The 17774-nt window shown below is 73.6% G+C and carries 9 protein-coding genes; 7 read left to right on the forward strand and 2 right to left on the reverse strand.

The genetic code is table 11. The features are described 5' to 3' along the window. Positions 1 to 21: 21 nt before the first annotated feature. Positions 22 to 1227 carry a serpin family protein gene (locus WMF42_RS42440; RefSeq protein WP_437688852.1) on the forward strand — a complete coding sequence of 402 codons (1206 nt, stop codon included), beginning with the start codon at positions 22 to 24 and terminating at the stop codon, positions 1225 to 1227. Positions 1228 to 1800: 573 nt separating this feature from the next. Here WMF42_RS42440 and WMF42_RS42445 read toward each other — a convergent pair. Continuing rightward, entirely contained in the window at positions 1801 to 4947 is a 3147-nt protein-coding gene (locus WMF42_RS42445) for a PAS domain S-box protein (protein ID WP_437688854.1), read from the reverse strand. A gap of 68 nt (positions 4948 to 5015) precedes the next feature. On the opposite strand from WMF42_RS42445, the gene WMF42_RS42450 reads away from it, so the two are divergent. Continuing rightward, entirely contained in the window at positions 5016 to 5306 is a 291-nt protein-coding gene (locus tag WMF42_RS42450; protein WP_061607875.1) for a hypothetical protein, read from the forward strand. A gap of 333 nt (positions 5307 to 5639) precedes the next feature. Next, positions 5640 to 6185 (forward strand): hypothetical protein, encoded by a 546-nt coding sequence (locus WMF42_RS42455; protein ID WP_437688856.1) that lies wholly within the window; start codon positions 5640 to 5642, stop codon positions 6183 to 6185. Positions 6186 to 6313: 128 nt separating this feature from the next. Here WMF42_RS42455 and WMF42_RS42460 read toward each other — a convergent pair whose 3' ends face one another. Then, positions 6314 to 6916: a TetR/AcrR family transcriptional regulator gene (locus WMF42_RS42460; protein WP_437688858.1), complete on the reverse strand. Its 603-nt coding sequence runs from the start codon at positions 6914 to 6916 to the stop codon at positions 6314 to 6316. Positions 6917 to 7139: 223 nt separating this feature from the next. On the opposite strand from WMF42_RS42460, the gene WMF42_RS42465 reads away from it, so the two are divergent. From WMF42_RS42465 to WMF42_RS42480, 4 genes are all read left to right on the forward strand, one after another. Beyond that, positions 7140 to 8162, forward strand: coding sequence for a hypothetical protein (locus WMF42_RS42465; protein ID WP_437688860.1), 1023 nt, complete (start codon positions 7140 to 7142; stop codon positions 8160 to 8162). A 75-nt stretch (positions 8163 to 8237) separates the two neighbouring features. After that, on the forward strand, positions 8238 to 9476 hold the full coding sequence (locus WMF42_RS42470; protein WP_061607869.1) for a PP2C family protein-serine/threonine phosphatase: 1239 nt from the start codon (positions 8238 to 8240) through the stop codon (positions 9474 to 9476). A 20-nt stretch (positions 9477 to 9496) separates the two neighbouring features. Beyond that, positions 9497 to 14317: an FIST N-terminal domain-containing protein gene (locus WMF42_RS42475; protein ID WP_437688862.1), complete on the forward strand. Its 4821-nt coding sequence runs from the start codon at positions 9497 to 9499 to the stop codon at positions 14315 to 14317. A gap of 67 nt (positions 14318 to 14384) precedes the next feature. Beyond that, on the forward strand, positions 14385 to 17759 hold the full coding sequence (locus WMF42_RS42480; RefSeq protein ID WP_437688864.1) for a protein kinase domain-containing protein: 3375 nt from the start codon (positions 14385 to 14387) through the stop codon (positions 17757 to 17759). Positions 17760 to 17774 lie beyond the last annotated feature (15 nt).

The following is a 17774-nucleotide window of genomic DNA, read 5'->3' on the forward strand; positions in this document are numbered from 1 at the left end:
TTCGAAGCGAAGGCTGGCTGCGTGCTGGCCTCGGCCGCGGCGCGGAACACGACCCCGGACGTCCCGGAGGAGGATCGGACGTCGCTCTCGCGCAACAACACGAGCTTCGCGCTCGATCTCGGCCGCGCGCTCGACGGCGCGACGAGCAACGTCATCTACTCGCCCTTCAGCGTCTCGACAGCGCTCGCGATGACCTACGCGGGCGCGCGGAACGCGACGGAGCAGGCGATGGCCAAGGCGATGCGGTTCGAGCTTCCCCAGGCGCGGCTGCACGCGGCGTTCAACCACGTGGACCTCGAGCTGAAGACGCGGGCCAGAGATCCCGGTGAGACGGCGAGCGTCGGGTTCCGGCTCCACACAGCCAACGCGCTCTGGTCGCACGTCGGTCTCCCTGTCGAGCGGTCGTTCCTGGAGGTGCTCGGCGAGAACTACGGGGCGCCCGTGCGGCTCGCGGACTTCGACAAGCCGCCGGAGGCCGAGGGCCTCATCAATGCGTGGGTGAGCGACCAGACGGAGGGCAAGATACAGGATCTCCTCAAGGGCGCGTTGACCCAGGAATCGCGGCTCGTAGTCGTCAACGCGATCTCCTTCGAAGCTGCGTGGAGCACGCCGTTCGAGGAGGACGCGACGCAGCCCGGGGCGTTCCGGCGCGGCGACGACACGAGCGTGACCGCCCAGATGATGCGCGGCAGGCAGATGACGCGCCACGTCGCCAGCGACGGCTGGGAAGCGGTGGAGATCCCTTATGACGGGGCGTCCGTCTCGATGTTCCTCGTGATGCCCGCCGCGGGGACCGAGGACGCGTTCGAGGCGTCGCTCGACGGCGAAGCGCTCGAGGGGCTCATCGCCTCGATGGAGTACCGGTCGGTCGACATCACGATGCCGAAGTTCTCGTTCGAATCGTCCGCCTCGCTCAAGCAAGCGCTCGAGGGGCTCGGCATGGAGGTCGCCTTCGGTCCGGGCGCCGATTTCACGGGCATCCTCGGCGGCGGAGGGATCCAGATCCAGGACGTCCTTCACAAGGCGGTCATCGACGTGGACGAGGCCGGTACCGAGGCGGCAGCGGCGACGGCGGTCATCCTTGCCGTCTCCGGAAGCGGGGGCGCGGTCGACCCCCCCGAGCCTGCGGCGATCGTCCTGGACCGTCCGTTCTTCTTCTTCATCAGAGATCTCCCGACGGGGGCGATGCTCTTCGCGGGGCGCGTCAACGATCCGACAGCGCGCTGAGCCGGCCTGGCGCTCGCGCAGCGCCGCGCCGAACGCCTTCCGTTCCCGCGCATGGAGCTCCATGAGAGGCCGAGGGCCCGCGCGATGCGCCCGCATCGCCGGCGAAGACGAGCGCGCGCGAAGGAGGCAGCATGAACACGATCCGGGTTCGTCTGGGGATCTCTGCGCTCCTTGCCATGGCTTCATTCTCCCTCGTGATCGCGGGCTTCACCGACACGATGGAAGGCACGATGGAAGGCACGGAGGACGAGAGAGAGGTGGACTGGAAGGCCTGTCAGCGCCGGAATGCCCACGCATCCAGCCAGGTGGAGCGCGTCCGGACCGCTTACCGGGCATGCGCTGCCGACAGCGATTGCGTCATGGTCGACACAAGCACCTATTGCGGCGGCACCTGTGGTGAGGTGATCCACCGGGCGGGCGTCGACCAGATGAGGCGCGTCATCTCTCGCCTCAACGCGACAGTGTGCCGCGAGAACTGGACGATGGGCTGCCCCTACGGCACGCCTGCGTGCCTGGCGTCCAGGCCCGTCTGCGCCGGCGGGGAGTGCACGTCCGCGCCCGCCCGCCGGAGCTTCACCCCCGCGCCGCGATGGAAGCGAGGAGGCTCTCCAGGGAGCTCGGCTCGATCGGCTTGGTGAAGTGCATGTCGAAGCCGGCTTCCTGGGCCCGGCGGCGATCTTCCTCCCGGCCGTAGCCTGTCAGCGCGATGAGCAGCCAGGGGGAGGCGCCGGCGCCGCCCTTCAGGGCCCGCGCCACCCCATATCCATCCATCCCGCCGGGGAGGCCGATGTCGCAGAGGATCACCTCCGGCAGGAACGAGCGGGCCGCGTCGACGCCGGCGGGCCCGGACAGGGCCACCTCGACCCGGTAGCCCTCCATGGTGAGCAGCGCCTGCAACATCGACGCGGCGTCCTCGTTGTCCTCGATGACAAGGATGCGCAGCGACCGCGCGGCGACGTCCGACGTCGGCGCCGGGCGCGCGGCCGACGGCGCGACGCTGCGCTCCAGCGGGAGGCGTACGACCACCGCCGTCCCGCGGCCGATGCCCTCGCTCTCGGCCGAGACGGCGCCGCCGTGCAGCTCGATGAGGCCCCTCACCAGCGAGAGGCCCAGCCCGAGCCCGCCCCGGCTGCGGTCGAGGCTGTGGTCGGCCTGGGTGAACAGGTCGAAGGCGCGCGCCAGCATCGCCGCATCCATGCCGATGCCCGTGTCGCGGACGCGGATCTCGGCGGAGCCCTCCGGCGTCGCCGACAGCGAGACGGTCACCCGGCCGCCGGCGTCGGTGAACTTGTTCGCGTTGTGCAGCACGTTGCTGACGGCCTGCGACAGGCGGGTCGGGTCGGCGTGGACCCACAGCGGCTCGGGCGGGATGTCCAGCGAGAGCCCGAGGCCGCTCGCCTCGAGCGTGCTGCGGTAGTCCTCGACGGTCTGCCGGAGCAGCCGCGTCAGGTCGCAGCGCTCCTTGCGCAGCGTGATCCTGCCGCGGGCAACGCGCGAGACGTCGAGCAGGTCGTCCACCAGCCGGGCCATGTGCGCGACCTGCCGCTCGAGCACGCCGCACGCCTGCGCCGCCCACGGCTGCTGCAGCCCGGACCGCCGGAGGATCTCGGCGGCGTTGCGGAGGGGCCCGAGCGGGTTGCGCAGCTCGTGGGCGAGCATCGCCAGGAACTCGTCCTTGCGCCGATCCGCCTCCTTCAGCGCGGCCTCCGCGCACTTCTGATCGTGGATGTCCGTGCCGGTGCCATACCACTGCACGATCTCGCCCGACGGCCCGCGGACCGGCAGCGCGCGGCCGAGGAGCCAGCGGTGCTCGCGCGCAGCAGGGCTGAAGAAGCGGTACTCGATCTCCAGGGGCTCGCCTGTCGCGACGGCGCGGCGCCACGCTTCCACGCACGGCCCGCGATCGTCCTCGTGGAGGAAGGAGATCCAGCTCTCGGAGGTCGCCTCGCCCTCCCGCAACGCGGTGAACTCGTACCACTTGCGGTTGCAGTACTCGGTGGTGCCGTCGGCGCGAGACGTCCAGACGATCTGCGGCATGGCGTCGGCCAGCGTCCGGAACTTCGCCTCGCTCTCCCGGAGCGCGTCGTCGGCCCGCTTCCTCTCGGTGATGTCGTGGGCGATGGTGACGGCGAGCCGCCTGCCCGTCGCGTCCTTCCCGAGCGGCGCCCCGCGGAACAGCCACGTGCGCCGCTCGCCGGTCGCCGTGGCGACGGCGGCCTCGAGCTCGTCGTTGGAGGGCACCTCCAGCGCGTACAGGGCCTGGATCCTGAGGAGGAGCTCGTCCTTCTGCGCCCCGTGTGCCCTGTCGAGCCACGCCTCGACGGTGGGAAGGTCCCCGGAAGCGTACCCGGCGATGTCCGTCCACGCGCGGTTGACGCAGACGACCTGGCCGTCGTCGGCGTGGATCATGACGGGGAACGGGGTCGCCATCACGGCGCGGCGGAATCGCTCCTCGCGCTCCTGCAGCAGCAGCTCGGCCTCCTTGCGCTCGGTGATGTCGATGACCGAGCCGACGTAGCCGAGGAACTCTCCGTCCGGGCCGAGCCGGGGGGTGCCCGAGGCGATGCACCAGCGGTACGCGCCGTCGTGCCGGCGCAGGCGGTAATCCAGGCGGAACGACGCGCGCCGCGCCTCGGCTCGCTGGAACGCCTGCAGGGTCGCCAGACGATCCTCGGGGTGCAGCGCGTCGAGCCAGCCGTGGCCGACGGCGGTCGCCTCGACCTGGCCCGAGAACTCCAGCCACAGCCGGTTGCCGTACGTGGCGCGCCCGTCGGGGCCCGTGACCCAGATCATCACGGGCGCTTGATCGGCCATGTTGCGGAAGCGCACCTCGCTCTCCCGGAGGGCCAGCTCGGCGAGCTTGCGGGCGGTGATGTCCCCGACCACGCCCACCATCCGGAGCGGCCGCCCGTCGCGATCCCGCAGCACCATCGCGCGGGAGTGGACCCAGCGCACCTGCCCGTCGGCGTGGAGGATGCGGAACTCGCCGGAGTAGTCCGCCTCGCCGCGCAGCGCGCTCTCGATGTGCGCCCAGACCGCCTCCCTGTCGTCGGGGTGCACGACGCGCGCGAAATCGTCCTGGGTGCCGCCGAATTGCGCCGCGCTGAGGCCCGCGCACTCGAGCGCCTCGTTCGACCAGAAGAGGCGGCCGCTCGCCAGCTCCCACTCCCAGACGCCGAGCTGGCCGCCCGTGAGGGCCAGCCGCAGGCGCGCCTCGCTCTGACGCAGGCCCTCCGCGGCGCGCCTGCGGACGGTGATGTAGCGCGCCGTCTCCAGGACCCGCCGCCTGCGCCCGTTCGGCCGGCGCGGCGCTCCTTTCCGTCGCCTCCGCTCCTCGATGTCGGTGGCCGTGCCGATCCAGCGCGCTCCGCGGCCGCCGGCGTCCTCGCAGCGCTCGGCGCGACCGAGGAACCAGCGGTAGACGCCATCGTGCCGCCGCAGCCGGACCTCCAGATCGAGCGCCGCGCCCCCCGCGACGGCCGCCCGCCACGCCGCGGCGTAGCGCGCCGCGTCCTCCGGGTGGAGGACGGCGGCCAGCCCGAGGCGCCTCGCCTGCTCGGCGGAGAGGCCGGTGTACTCGCGGAAGCGGCGGTTGACGTACTCGAACGAGCCGTCGCAGCAGGCGGCCCATACAAGCTGGGGGATGCTCTCGGCGAGCAGACGGAACTGCGGCTCTATCGCGCGCCGCGCGGCGTCGCGATCGTACTTCGGAGAGGTCACGTCCATTCGATGGGATCGACTCCGCCCGTTGTGAGCGGCGGAGCACCTCGGACGCTTTGTCTCCGCTGATGTATTCCGCAAGGGCAGCGCAGGAGTCGCCGCAGGGGGACCTCGGCAGGCCAGCGACCCGGCCGAGCTGCGCGCGCGGCTGTGCGACCGGCCTGCTCGGCTGCGGCGCCGCCGACCTCGACCTCGCGCTCGAGGGGGCGGCCGGGCGTGCTCCTGCTCGGGTGGATCCCGGCAACACGGGCGCGGTCCTCCACGCCGCCCTCGAGGAGCCGCGGCCCTCCAGCGTCGTCGGCTGGCCGGGCTTCGTATCGCTCCGGACGTCATGTGTTCAATGCGCGCGCATGCCCTGATGTTCGCGCCCTCGACGACCGCGCAGAGGATCAGCGGAATCCGCGCCGGCCACGTTGCCCTGACACTCTGGGATGTTCGTTGCGCGGAGAGCAAGAGGTGGGATGATGGGCCGCCTCGGGGAGAACCCGTGAGTCCGTTGCTGTGGCAATTGGAGCCGGGATGCCCTGGGCGAACATGAGTCTCTGAGGGAGGGCTGGTTTCGCTGCGCTCCTCGCGCGGCGTGTCGAGCCGGTCAAGGGGGGCGGAGGATGACGCTTCGAGGGATCTCTGCGTGGGCTCTATGCATGGCGCTGGCAGGATGCGCGAATGAGCTCGTCGAGGAGGATGAAACGATGGAGTCGCGGCAGGCCCTGCACGCGCTGAGGCAACTCAAGCTCGACGTGATGTCGGGACCGGGCGCGAAGCTTGGGCCCCATCTGCTGGCGCTGCAACGAGCCGTGGCGGCGCACCCGCATCCAGCTGAGGGCGCGCTGGATCGCAAGTTCCCGATGCTCCGCGTGCAGGGCGGCTACGTCCGTGTCAGCGCCCGCGGCGACGACGGCGCGGCGCTCGCGGCCGAGCTCACCGCGAAGGGCATGCTCGACGTGAAGGTCCACGGCCGCGTCGTGTCGGGCCGCGCTCCGATCTCGCGCCTCGACGACATCGCGACGACGAGCGGCCTCATCTCCATGCAGCCGACCATGGCGATATCGAACGCGGGTCTGGTCACGACGCAAGGTGACCGCTCGCTGCGCAGCGACGTCGCGCGCGCGCGGTTCGGGGTGGACGGCCGGGGCGTCCGTGTCGGCGTGCTGGCGGACAGCTTCGACTGCGCGCCAGGGGCGCTCGTGCCCGGGCACACCGCCGGACGTCGCGGGCGCGTCCGCGAGATCGGGTGAATCGGGCGAGCCGCTGCTGGATTCGATCGGTTTCGTCATGTGTCCTCGGCGCTCCTCGGGCGTTGTTCACCTGTCGAACGTTGCACGCGCCTCGCCGTTCGAGGCTCGGTCGAGCCCGCGTGTGGCGGTCATCGCGGGTCTCCGGCCGGATCGAGCGTCCGGCAGAGCACGTCGACGACGAACTCGAGGTAGGCGCGGCCCTCGGCCTGGCTGAACCCGTCGCGCGCGATGTGCTCGTGGAACGGGCGGAACTGCAGCGCGCCGAGGAAGAGGTCGGCCGCGTGCTCGGGCGGGACCGGGCGCGCGACGCCCCGCGCGGCCGCGCGCGCGAACCACGCCGCGAGCTCGTTGCGCGCGCGCACCGGCGGGAAGTCTTCCCGTCGCTCGTAGGCTGTGTCGAGGGTGAACCCGGCCGACCGGAGCACCGCGATGCACGGCACGATGCGCTCGAGGTGCACGGAGATCTCCTCCGCGAGCTCGAGGAGCTGGGCCCGCGCCGCGCGGTCGTCGGGGCCCGAGCGCGCCCGCGCCATCCACGGCGGCTCCGCCGGGGGGAGCAGCGCGGCGCACAGGAGCTGCTCCTTGGTGCCGAAGCGCTGGAACAGCACCCCGTGCGAGATGCCGAGCCGCGCCGCGATCGCTGTCGTCGACACGCCGGCCCCGTGCTCGAGGAAGCAGGCGCGGGCCTCCTCGAGGATCTCCTCGTCCGTCGTGCACCGCGGTCGTACCATTCATTACTAACATGTCACTTACGAACCAGGATGCAAGGGGGCACACAGAGGGTGGACCGGGCCAGCCGACCCCGCCGGAGATCGGGCGCGAGGTGGTGCCGGGTGCGGCGATGAACGTGGTGTCGACGGGCGAGGCACCGGGCCCGCCCCCCCGCCCGCGAACCGTGGTGTAATCGGCTGCGCCCCGCGCCCTCGCGAGGTCGGCGACCCCCGCGGTGACCCCTTGAGCGATTCAGCCCCGAAAGCGACGATCGCCGTGCTCGAGCGGAACCGCGTCGTCGGCCAGCGCATCGCGCGCGTCATGTCGGCCGCCGCCGGCATGCAGGACGTCCCGGTGGCCAGCGACCCGGCCGAGCTGCGCGCGCGGCTGTCCGACAGGCCCCTCTTGCTCGGCTGCGACGCCGCCGACCTCGACCTCGCGCTCGAATGGGCGGCCGAGCGCTACCCGAGCATGCACCTGCTCGTGTGGACCTCGGGCAACACCGACGCGGTCCTCGAGGCAGCGCTCCGGGAGCCGCGGCTCTCCAGCGTCGTCGGCTGGCCGAGCTTCGCCTCGATGCCGCGGCCGTGGGAGATCGCGCTCGCCGTCCGGCGCATCCTCAAGCCGCTCGCGCTCCCGCCGCGCCTCTCCGACCTGCTCTCCTGGGGGGCCACCATCGTGAAGTGGCGCCCCCGCACGAGCGAGGACCGCGACCGCACGGTCGCCGAGGTCGCGCACTGGGCCGAGCGCGCCGGCGCCCCCGCGCGCGTCGCCGAGCGGCTCGCCGCGCTCGCGCACGAGCTGCTCATGAACGCCATGTACGACGCGCCCGTCGATGCCGGCGGGCGCCCGCGCTACACGCACGACCGGCGGAGCGACATCGTGCTCGAGGAGAGCGAGATCCCCACGCTCCGGCTCGGCGCCGACGGCGCGCACATCGCGCTCCAGGCCCACGACCCGTTCGGCACCCTCCAGCGGCGCCACGTCTTCGAGGGCATCACCCGCGGCCTGAGCGCGCGCGGCGCGGACTCCGCCCGCACCCCCGTGCTCGACACCTCGCGCGGCGGCGCCGGCCTCGGCATGCTCAAGATCTACGCGGCCGGCGCGGTGCTCGTCGTCGACGTGTCGCCCGCCGCCTCGACAACTGTCACGTCGTTCTGGGACCTCGACGTGAACCCGCGCGAGTTCCGCTCGCTGCCCGCGTCGATCCACTACTTCGAGCGCTCCACCCCCGCGATGGAGACGCCGGAGCGGGCCGCGTGGTGACGCGCGGGCGCGCGCTGGCGCGAGGGCCCGTAACGACGCGCACGCGCGCGGCGCGGCCCGGCCGGGGAGGTCTCCGTGGCTGAGATCGATCCGCTCCTCGCCCGGCAGCTCCGGCGCCTCGGGCTCGACGACCTCGCCGAGCCGCCCGACAGGGAGACATGGCACAAGGTCGTCGCGCGGATCAGCGAGCACTACCGCCACGTCGCCGACGACCGGAGCCTCCTCACGCGCTCGCTCGACCTCTCCACGAACGAGATGGGCGCGCTCCACCGCCAGCTCCTCGCCGAGCGGGACCGGCTGCGCAGCGTCGTCGTGGCGATCGGCGACGCGCTCACCCTCTTCCACGACGCCGCCAGCTCCCAGGTCGAGCCGTCGATGCCGATCGAGGTCACCTCGACGATCTCGACGGCCAAGCGGCGCTTCGCGGCGAAGCTCGCCGAGCTGCTCTCGCTGGGCAGCGCGGCCCAGGGCGGCGCCGGGGCGAGCGGCTCGGACGAGGCGATCCACGAGGTCCGCGTCCAGCTCGTCGGGCTCGGCGACCGGCTCGTCCAGCTCCTCTACGACACAGCGGAGCGCGCCTCGCTGAAGAAGCAGCTCGAGGTCGCGCGCGCCGTCCAGCAGATGCTCGTGCCGAGCGACGACGTCATCGAGCGCCGCTCCCTGCGGCTCGCGAGCCACTTCCAGCCCGCGGCGGAGTGCGGCGGCGACTGGTGGACCTTCCACGACCTGCCGGACGGCAGGCTGCTCACGGTCATCGGCGACGTGACAGGCCACGGCATCTCGTCCGCGATCATCACCGGGGCGGCGAAGGCCGCCTGCGACATCGCGCGCACGTTCGGGGGCGAGGAGCTCAGCGCCGCGCAGATCCTCCGGGTCATGAACTGCTCGATCTTCGAGGCCGGGCAGCAGAAGTACCTGATGACGTGCGCCGTGTGCATCTTCGATCCCGGGGCCCGCTCGCTGACGATCGCGAACGCCGGCCACCCGTTCCCCTACCTGGTGAGGAACAGCGCCGTCCGCCAGCTCACCTCGGAGGGCGCGCCGCTCGGGGCAGCGAGCTCGGCCGAGTTCACGTCGAGCACCTTCACCCTCGAGGCCGGCGACGCCCTCCTCTGGTTCACCGACGGCGTCACCGAGTGTGAGAACCCGGCGAACGAGCAGTTCAGCGAGCGGCGGCTGCGGGCGCTGTTCCAGGGCGTGGCCAGCTGCGCGCCCGAGGAGGCGCGGGACGCGATCGTCGCGGCGGTGTCCAGGTTCCGCGGCGAGCGATCGATCGACGACGACATGACCCTCGTCGTCGCCCGCGTGCTGTAGCCTGGGGGCGAGGAGCCCCCATGATCCTCGAGACGTTCCACTACGACCGGGAGACCAGGAAGTGGTCGGTGCGGGTGCTGCCCGTGCTCGACAGCGACCGGACGCTGGTGCTGGCGTTCGGCGCGCCGGAGTTCCTGGACGACCCCGGTGCGATCCGCGAGCTGCGGCGGGCGTACCCGCGGTCGCACATGGTCGGGTGCTCGAGCGCCGGGGAGATCGCGGGCACGTCGGTGTGCGACGGGACGCTGTCGGTGGCGGTGGCGCGGTTCGAGCGCACGACGCTGGCGACGGCGCAGGTGGAGGTGTCGAGCGCGTCGGACTCGTTCGCGGCGGGGCAGGCGCTGGCGCGGAAGCTGGAGCGCCGTGGGCTTCGCGGCGTGCTCGTGCTGTCGGAGGGTCTCGGGGTGAACGGCAGCCAGCTCGTGCGCGGGCTGAACTCGGTGCTGCCCGAGTCGGTGGTTGTGGCGGGCGGGCTATCCGGGGACGGGACGCGGTTCCAGCGGACGTGGGTGTGCCTCGGGGACGCGGTGCGCAGCGGGGTGGTGGCGGCCGTGGGGCTGTACGGCGAGCACGTGGTGATCCAGCACGGGTCGAAGGGGGGCTGGGACAAGTTCGGTCCGGAGCGGGTGATCACGCGCTCGACGGGGAACGTGCTGTACGAGCTCGACGGTCGGCCGGCGCTGTCGCTGTACAAGGAGTACCTCGGGGACAAGGCGGCGGAGCTGCCTGCGTCGGCGCTGTTGTTCCCGCTGGCGCTGCGGGCGACGGCGCAGGACGAGAAGGCGCTGGTGCGGACGGTGCTGGCGGTGGACCACGAGGCGCAGTCGATGACGTTCGCGGGGGACGTGCCGGAGGGTCACCTCGTGCAGCTGATGAAGGCGGACTTCGAGCGGCTGATCGGGGGGGCGGAGCAGGCGGCGCGTTCGGCGAGCGAGGCGGGGCGTGCGTCGGGCGACAGCGCGCTGGCGATCGCGATCAGCTGCGTGGGTCGGCGGATCGTGTTGGGGGACCGGGCCGAGGAGGAGGTGGAGGCGGTGCTGGACGTGCTGCCGAAGGGCACGCGGATGACCGGGTTCTACTCGTACGGCGAGATCTCGCCCTACGCGACGGGCCACTGCGACCTGCACAACCAGACCATGACCCTCACCGTCCTCTCCGAGTCGCTCACGCTGCTCGCGCGGGGCGACGGTCCGCGCGAGCGGCGGCCGCGCGCCGAGAAGCGGCCGCCGGCCGTGGCCGCGCGCGTCGTCGCGCAGCCGGCGGGCGGCATGGCCGAGTTCGAGGAGCTCGAGATCGCCTCCGACACCAGCTTCGATCCGCTGTCCGCGTCGAGCGCGTCGCTCGGGATGCGGCTCGAGACGTTCTCCTTCTCGCGCGAGACGGGCCGCTGGTCGGTGCGCGCGCTGCCCGCGCTCGACAGCGACCGGACGCTGGTGCTGGCGTTCGGCGCGCCGGAGTTCCTGGACGACCCCGGTGCGATCCGCGAGCTGCGGCGGGCGTACCCGCGGTCGCACATGGTCGGGTGCTCGAGCGCCGGGGAGATCGCGGGCACGTCGGTGTGCGACGGGACGCTGTCGGTGGCGGTGGCGCGGTTCGAGCGCACGACGCTGGCGACGGCGCAGGTGGAGGTGTCGAGCGCGTCGGACTCGTTCGCGGCGGGTCAAGCGCTGGCGCGGAAGCTGGAGCGCCGTGGGCTTCGCGGCGTGCTCGTGCTGTCGGAGGGGCTCGGGGTGAACGGCAGCCAGCTCGTGCGCGGGCTGAACTCGGTGCTGCCCGAGTCGGTGGTTGTGGCGGGCGGGCTGTCGGGGGACGGGACGCGGTTCCAGCGGACGTGGGTGTGCCTCGGGGACGCGGTGCGCAGCGGGGTGGTGGCGGCCGTGGGGCTGTACGGCGAGCACGTGGTGATCCAGCACGGGTCGAAGGGCGGGTGGGACAAGTTCGGCCCGGAGCGGGTGATCACGCGCTCGACGGGGAACGTGCTGTACGAGCTCGACGGTCGGCCGGCGCTGTCGCTGTACAAGGAGTACCTCGGGGACAAGGCGGCGGAGCTGCCTGCGTCGGCGCTGTTGTTCCCGCTGGCGCTGCGGGCGACGGCGCAGGACGAGAAGGCGCTGGTGCGGACGGTGCTGGCGGTGGACCACGAGGCGCAGTCGATGACGTTCGCGGGGGACGTGCCGGAGGGTCACCTCGTGCAGCTGATGAAGGCGGACTTCGAGCGGCTGATCGGGGGGGCGGAGCAGGCGGCGCGTTCGGCGAGCGAGGCGGGGCGTGCGTCGGGCGACAGCGCGCTGGCGATCGCGATCAGCTGCGTGGGTCGGCGGATCGTGCTGGGGGACCGGGCCGAGGAGGAGGTGGAGGCGGTGCTGGACGTGCTGCCGAAGGGCACGCGGATGACCGGGTTCTACTCGTACGGCGAGATCTCGCCCTACGCGACGGGCCACTGCGACCTGCACAACCAGACCATGACCCTCACCGTCCTCTCCGAGTCGCTCACGCCGCTGCCGAGGGGCCACGACGCCGAGCGCGCCGCGCCGACGCCGCGCACCGCGCACGACGGCGACGAGGCGCGGCCCACCATCCGGGTGCTGGCGAACGGCCACCGCGCGTCGCGCCCCGTGCTCGCCGAGCCCGCCTCGGGGCCGGTCTCGTCGGGGCGCCTGTCCACCGCCGTGGACCGGTCGTCCTCGTCGCCGCCCTTCCCGGCGCAGCGCGCCGCGCCGACGCGGAGCGTGCCGCCCGCCGGCGCCGCCGGCCGCCACGACAGCCTCGTCTTCGACAGGCGCAAGGTCGGCGACGTCCTCGTCGTCCGGCTCGCCGGGCGCATGACCGAGTCGTTCAAGGGCGCGGCGCTCGCCAGGGAGCTCGACGGCAAGGTCCTGCTCGACCTCGCCGGCGTCGAGCGCATCACGTCGTTCGGCGTCCGCGAGTGGCTCCAGATGATCCAGGCGGCCCAGCCCCGGCTCCGCGCCCTCTACCTCGCGCGCTGCTCCGAGCCGGTCATCAACCAGATCAGCATGATCCGGCGCTTCACCGGCGGCGGGCAGGTCGTCTCGTTCTACGCGCCCTACTGCTGCGAGTCGTGCGGCGCCCAGTTCGAGCGGCTCGTCGACTGCGCCCACGACGCGGCCTCGCTCGCCGAGGGCAAGCCGCCCGACGCCGCCTGCCCTCGCTGCGGCGGCGCCGGCGCCTTCGACGACGACGCGGCCACCTACTTCGGGTTCGTCGCGCAGCACGGCGCCGGCGCGATCCCGCCGGAGGTGCGGTCGATCCTGCTCGAGCTCGAGAAGGGCGACGACCCGGTCGGCGGCGACGCCGTGGAGAAGTCGGTCGAGGGGCGCGTCACGCGGCTCAAGGTAGGGAGCAGGATGACCGCCTCGCTCCGCTGGAGCCGCATCATCGACGGCCTCGAGGGCCAGGTCGTCTTCGACCTGAGCAGCGTCCCCGGCGTCACCTCCGACGGCGCCGCGCGCTTCGAGGCGGCGCTCCGCAAGCTCGACGGCTCGGTCGAGGCGATCCGCATCGAGGGCTGTCCCCGGCTGCTCGCCGAGCGCATGGCGAGCCCCACCTGGCCGCAGCTCGCGCGCGTCGAGTCCGCTGTCGTCGAGGGCCGCTGCGCGTCGTGCGGCGCGATCCGGGCCGCGCTCGTCGAGGTCGACAGGCAGGCCGACCTGCTCCGCGGCGGCAAGGATCCCAGCGCCACCTGCAAGCGCTGCAACGCGCCGCTCGCCTTCGACGGCTCCCGCTCGCTGCTCTACCTGCTCGGCGCCCACGCCGCGCGCCCCCCCTCGGCCCCGCCGCCCGCCCCCCCGCAGGCGAGCTCGTCGCCGGCGCCGCAGCCGCCGGCCGCGCCGTCGCAGCAGCCCGCCGGCGCCGGCGCGAGCGCGGCGTTCCTCGCGCTGCTCGCGGCTGTCGCGCTCGTGGCCGTCCTCTTCGCATCCTTCCGCGGCGGCCTCCGCCCCGCCGCGCCGCCCGCCGGCGCCGCGTCCGCCGAGGCCGCGCGAGCCGCCGCGTCCGCTGCCTCCGCCGCGTCCGCCGCCCCGCCGCCCGCGTCCTCCGCGACGCTCGCCGTGGCCGCGCGCGCGCCGGCGCCGCCCGCGAGCGGCCGGGCGCCCTCGGGCTGGTCGTCGATCGACGACCTCCCGCCCCCGTGGGTGGAGCGGCCGTTCGTCATCGAGGGCGACAGCGTCCTCGCCGTCGGTCGCGGCGGCCCCGCGGCCAGCGAGGCGGACGCGCTCGCCGCGGCGCGCAACAGCGCGATCGCGCGCCTCGCGTCCGGCCTCGCCGGCGAGCTCTCCAGCTCTCCCGTCGCCGAGCTCCTGGCGGCGCAGCCGCCGGACGAGACCCCGCCGGCGCAGCGCGCCGAGGTCGCCGAGCGCATCGCCGGCCGCTATCTCGCCCAGGTCGGATCGTTCGCGACGCCCGAGCGCGTCGACGCCATCGTGCGGCGGGAGGGCGGCGGCGTCGTCGCCTTCGCGCGCTACAAGCTGCCCCGCCCGAGCTTCGAGGCGGCCGCGGAGACCTACCGCCGGACGGCCACGTTCCAGGGGCTCACCGTGGCGCGCCTCTTCCCCCGGCTCGCGGCGAGCGTCCGCACCGCGGGCGACCTCGTCGTCGTCGCGGTGGAGCGCCCCCGGCGCGGCGCGGATCCGGCGATCGCCGCGGGGGACATCGTCCTCGCTGTCGACGATCGCGCTGTCCAGTCCGTGGAGGCCTTCGGGAAGGCCACGGCGGACGCGTGGGCGCGCACAGCGGCCGGTGGTACGGTATCGCTCCAGATCGAGTCGCGCGGCGCGCGCCGCAGCGTGAGCTTCGCGAAGTCCTCGGTCGCCGACCCTCGATGAGCACCATGACCGCCAGCCGTGCTCCCGGACGAGTGACGCTGCCGGCCCGCGCGGCGGAGGCGGGCGCATGAGCGAGCGCCACGCCGCCGGCCCGATGAGCGCCGCGTCGCGCCGCCCCACGACGCTCGGCAGGTACCGCCTGCTCAAGAAGATCGGCATGGGCGGGATGGCCGAGATCTGGGTCGCCTCCGTCGCGGGCATCTCGGGCGTGCGGAAGATCTGCGTGGTCAAGCAGATCCTCCCGCACCTCGCCGACAGCCCCGAGTTCGTGCGGATGTTCCTCGACGAGGCGCGCATCGCCGCGACCCTGGACCACCCCAACCTGGTCCAGATGTACGACATCGAGGAGGTCGACGGCGTCCCGGTGATCGCCATGGAGTACCTCCACGGCGAGGATCTCCGGACGATCAAGAAGGCGCTCAGGACGGCGAACCGGCGGATGCCGGTCGAGCACGCGATCACGATCGCGGCCGGCGTCGCGGCCGGGCTGCACTACGCCCACGAGAAGGTCGGCTTCGACGGCAAGCCGCTCGACATCGTCCACCGCGACGTGTCCCCGCACAACGTGTTCGTCACCTACGACGGGGCCGTGAAGATCCTCGACTTCGGGATCGCGAAGGCGGCGAACCGGGTCAACGAGACGCGCGACGGCGCGCTCAAGGGCAAGGTCCCGTACATGTCGCCCGAGCAGTGCACGAGCGAGAAGCTCGATCGCCGGAGCGACATCTACTCGGTGGGCATCGTGCTCTACGAGATGTCGACGGGCAGCCGGCTGTTCCGGCGCGGCGCCACCGAGTTCGAGCTGATGCGGGCGATCGTCGAGGACCCGGTGATGCCGCCGAGCCAGGTGAGCACCGACTACCCGCCCGAGCTGGAGCGCATCGTGCTCCGGTGCCTCGAGCGCGACAGGGAGAAGCGGTACGCGACGGCCCGGGATCTGCAGATCGACCTCGAGGCCTTCGCGCGGGAGCGGCGGCTGGCGACGTCGGCGCTCGCGCTGTCGTCGTTCATGTCGGAGCTGTTCGGCCAGCGGGTGGAGGCCTGGCGCGGCGCGCTCGCCTCGGAGTCGGAGCTCCTGTCGCACATCGTCGAGAAGCAAGCGTCGATACAGAACGACGACTCCTTCGCGGGCGAGCTCGACGCCGCCGCCTCGCCGTCGAGCCTCCGGTCGGCCGAGCGCGCCGGCGGGGCCGCGACGAAGCGGTCGGCGCCGCTCTTCTCGGCGTCGCGGCTCGAGGCGGCGCGCGACGCCGACCCGCCGCCGCCGCGCTCCTGGCGGCACCCGTCGCTGTCGTCGTCGCCGGACACCGTCGTCGAGGCGGAGCCCGAGGGCGCGCACGGGCACGCGCCCCGCGCGCTCACGGTGACCCGGCGCAAGCTGGGCGACCTGCTGATCGTCGCGATGTCGGGGCGGATGACCGAGGAGCTCCAGGGGCTCGCTGTCGCGCGGGGCATCACGGGCCGCGTGCTGTTCGATCTCGGCGGGGTGCAGCGGGTCACGTCGTTCGGCGTGCGCGAGTGGATGGCGATGCTGGCCGAGGTCTCGCTGAACGCGTCCGAGATCTACGTCGGCCGCTGCACCGAGCCGCTCGTGAACCAGGTGAGCATGATCCGCCGGTTCTTCGGCGACGGGCGCGTCGTGTCCTTCTACGGCCCGTACCGGTGCGAGCGCTGCGGCCACGCCTTCGATCGGCTGTTCGACTGCGACCGGGACGCGCGCGTGGTCAGGACGCACGAGCCGCCCGCGAGCCCCTGCCCGCGCTGCGGCGGGGCGGCGGTGTTCGACGACGACGCCGAGAGCTACTTCGCGTTCGCGGCCAGCCACGCGGGGATCCAGCTCCCGCACGACGTGCGGGTGGCGCTCGACGAGATCGCGCGGCTCGACGCCGGCGCGCACGAGGCGATCGAGAAGACGGTCGACGAGCGCGGCACGCGCATCCGCGTGCGCTGCAACCTCGACGCGCAGGTCCGGTGGAAGCGCGCGCTCGACGGGATCGAGGGCGACCTGGTGCTCGATCTCACGGGCGCGGCGGGGGCGACGCCCGAGGGGGCGAGGGCGCTCGAGCTGTCGCTCCGCGCGCTGGGCGACGAGGTGACGTCGATCCGGATCGAGGGCTGTCCGCTCGCGCTGCTCGATCACATCGCCTCGGCGAGGCCCCCGCTGCGGGCGGCGGTGGTCACGGCGCTCGTGGACGGCGTCTGCGGGCGGTGCAGCGCGCCGAGGCAGACGCTGCTCGACGTGAAGGAGGCTGCCCAGGCCGCGCTCGAGGGCCGGGAGCCGTACATGCCGTGCAAGCGGTGCAACGCGCCGCTCTCGTTCGCGTCGCTCCTGCCGGTGCTGAAGCGGCTCGCCGCCGCCCCGGAGCCGCCGGCCGGGGCGGCCGCGGCGGCGAGGGGCCCCGCGGCGACGGCGGCGGCGGCAGCGGCTGCGGCGTCGGCGAGGCGCCCCGAGGCCGAGGCGGCGGCGACGTCGGCGCCGGGAGCGCCGTCGGCGTCGGCGCCGGGGGTGGCGTCGTCGCCGGCGGCGTCGTCGGCGCGGGGGACGCCGTCGACGCGCTCGCGGACCCGGGGCTCGGCTGCGACGGCGTCCGCGGCGAACGGCCGTGGCGCGCGCTGGGCCTTCGCGGCGGTCGGGGTGTCGGCGGCGCTGCTGCTCCTCAGCGTCGCCTTCGCGATCCGGGGCGCGGGTCGCCCGCGCCCCGCGGCGAGCGCGGGAGCGGCCTCCGCGGCGAGCGCGGGCCGCGCGGCGCTGCCGGCCGAGGAGGTGCCCCCCTGGATGCAGCGCCCGTTCGCCGTCGAGGGCGACGCGGTCTTCGTTGTCGGCGAGGGCACCGGCGAGAGCCAGGAGGCGGCGCTGTCGGTCGCGCGCGCCGACGCGATCTCCCGGCTCGCGAGCAACGTGGTGCCGGCGCTCGCGGGGTCGGAGGCGTACGCCTTCCTCCAGGCGCGCGGCGGCGGCGAGCGGCGCGCCGGCATGGCGGAGGCCGAGGCGAACCGCTACCTGAAGCAGGTCGGCGCGTTCGCGACCCCCGAGCGCGTCGACGCGCGCTTCCAGGAGCGCGACGGCGCTGTCGTGGCGGTCGCGCGCTACCGCATGCGCAAGGACAGCTTCGACGCCGCCGTGCAGAGCTACCGCAGGACGGTGAGCGCGCTCGGGCTCACCGCGTCGCCCATCTTCCCGCTGCTCGAAGGCGAGCTGAAGACGAGCGGAGACGCCGTCGTTGTCGCCGTGGAGGACGCCGGCCCCGCGGCGTCCGCGGGCGTGCGCGTCGGCGACGTGGTGGTCGCCGTCGACGGCAGGCCGCTCGCCAACTTTGACGCATTGCGTTATTCGTTGCAGAACACCCGGAAGAGCGGCTCGGTCGAGCTGACGGTCGAGTCGGCCGGCGCGCGGCGGACCGTCGCGATCAAGAGGCCGGGCGGGGTACAGGGCGGCGGCTGAGCGAGCGGCGTGGCG

This window comes from Sorangium sp. So ce176 (genome assembly GCF_051519835.1).
In the GTDB taxonomy this organism is placed as follows: domain Bacteria; phylum Myxococcota_A; class Polyangia; order Polyangiales; family Polyangiaceae; genus Sorangium; species Sorangium cellulosum_G.

Excerpts from the sequence above, each read along its gene's own strand:
- WMF42_RS42450 (WP_061607875.1), top strand. The coding sequence starts at position 5,016 with ATGTATTCCGCAAGGGCAGCGCAGGAGTCGCCGCAGGGGGACCTCGGC.
- WMF42_RS42480 (WP_437688864.1), top strand. The coding sequence starts at position 14,385 with ATGAGCGAGCGCCACGCCGCCGGCCCGATGAGCGCCGCGTCGCGCCGC.
- WMF42_RS42460 (WP_437688858.1), bottom strand. The coding sequence starts at position 6,916 with ATGGTACGACCGCGGTGCACGACGGACGAGGAGATCCTCGAGGAGGCC.
- WMF42_RS42475 (WP_437688862.1), top strand. The coding sequence starts at position 9,497 with ATGATCCTCGAGACGTTCCACTACGACCGGGAGACCAGGAAGTGGTCG.
- WMF42_RS42455 (WP_437688856.1), top strand. The coding sequence starts at position 5,640 with ATGGAGTCGCGGCAGGCCCTGCACGCGCTGAGGCAACTCAAGCTCGAC.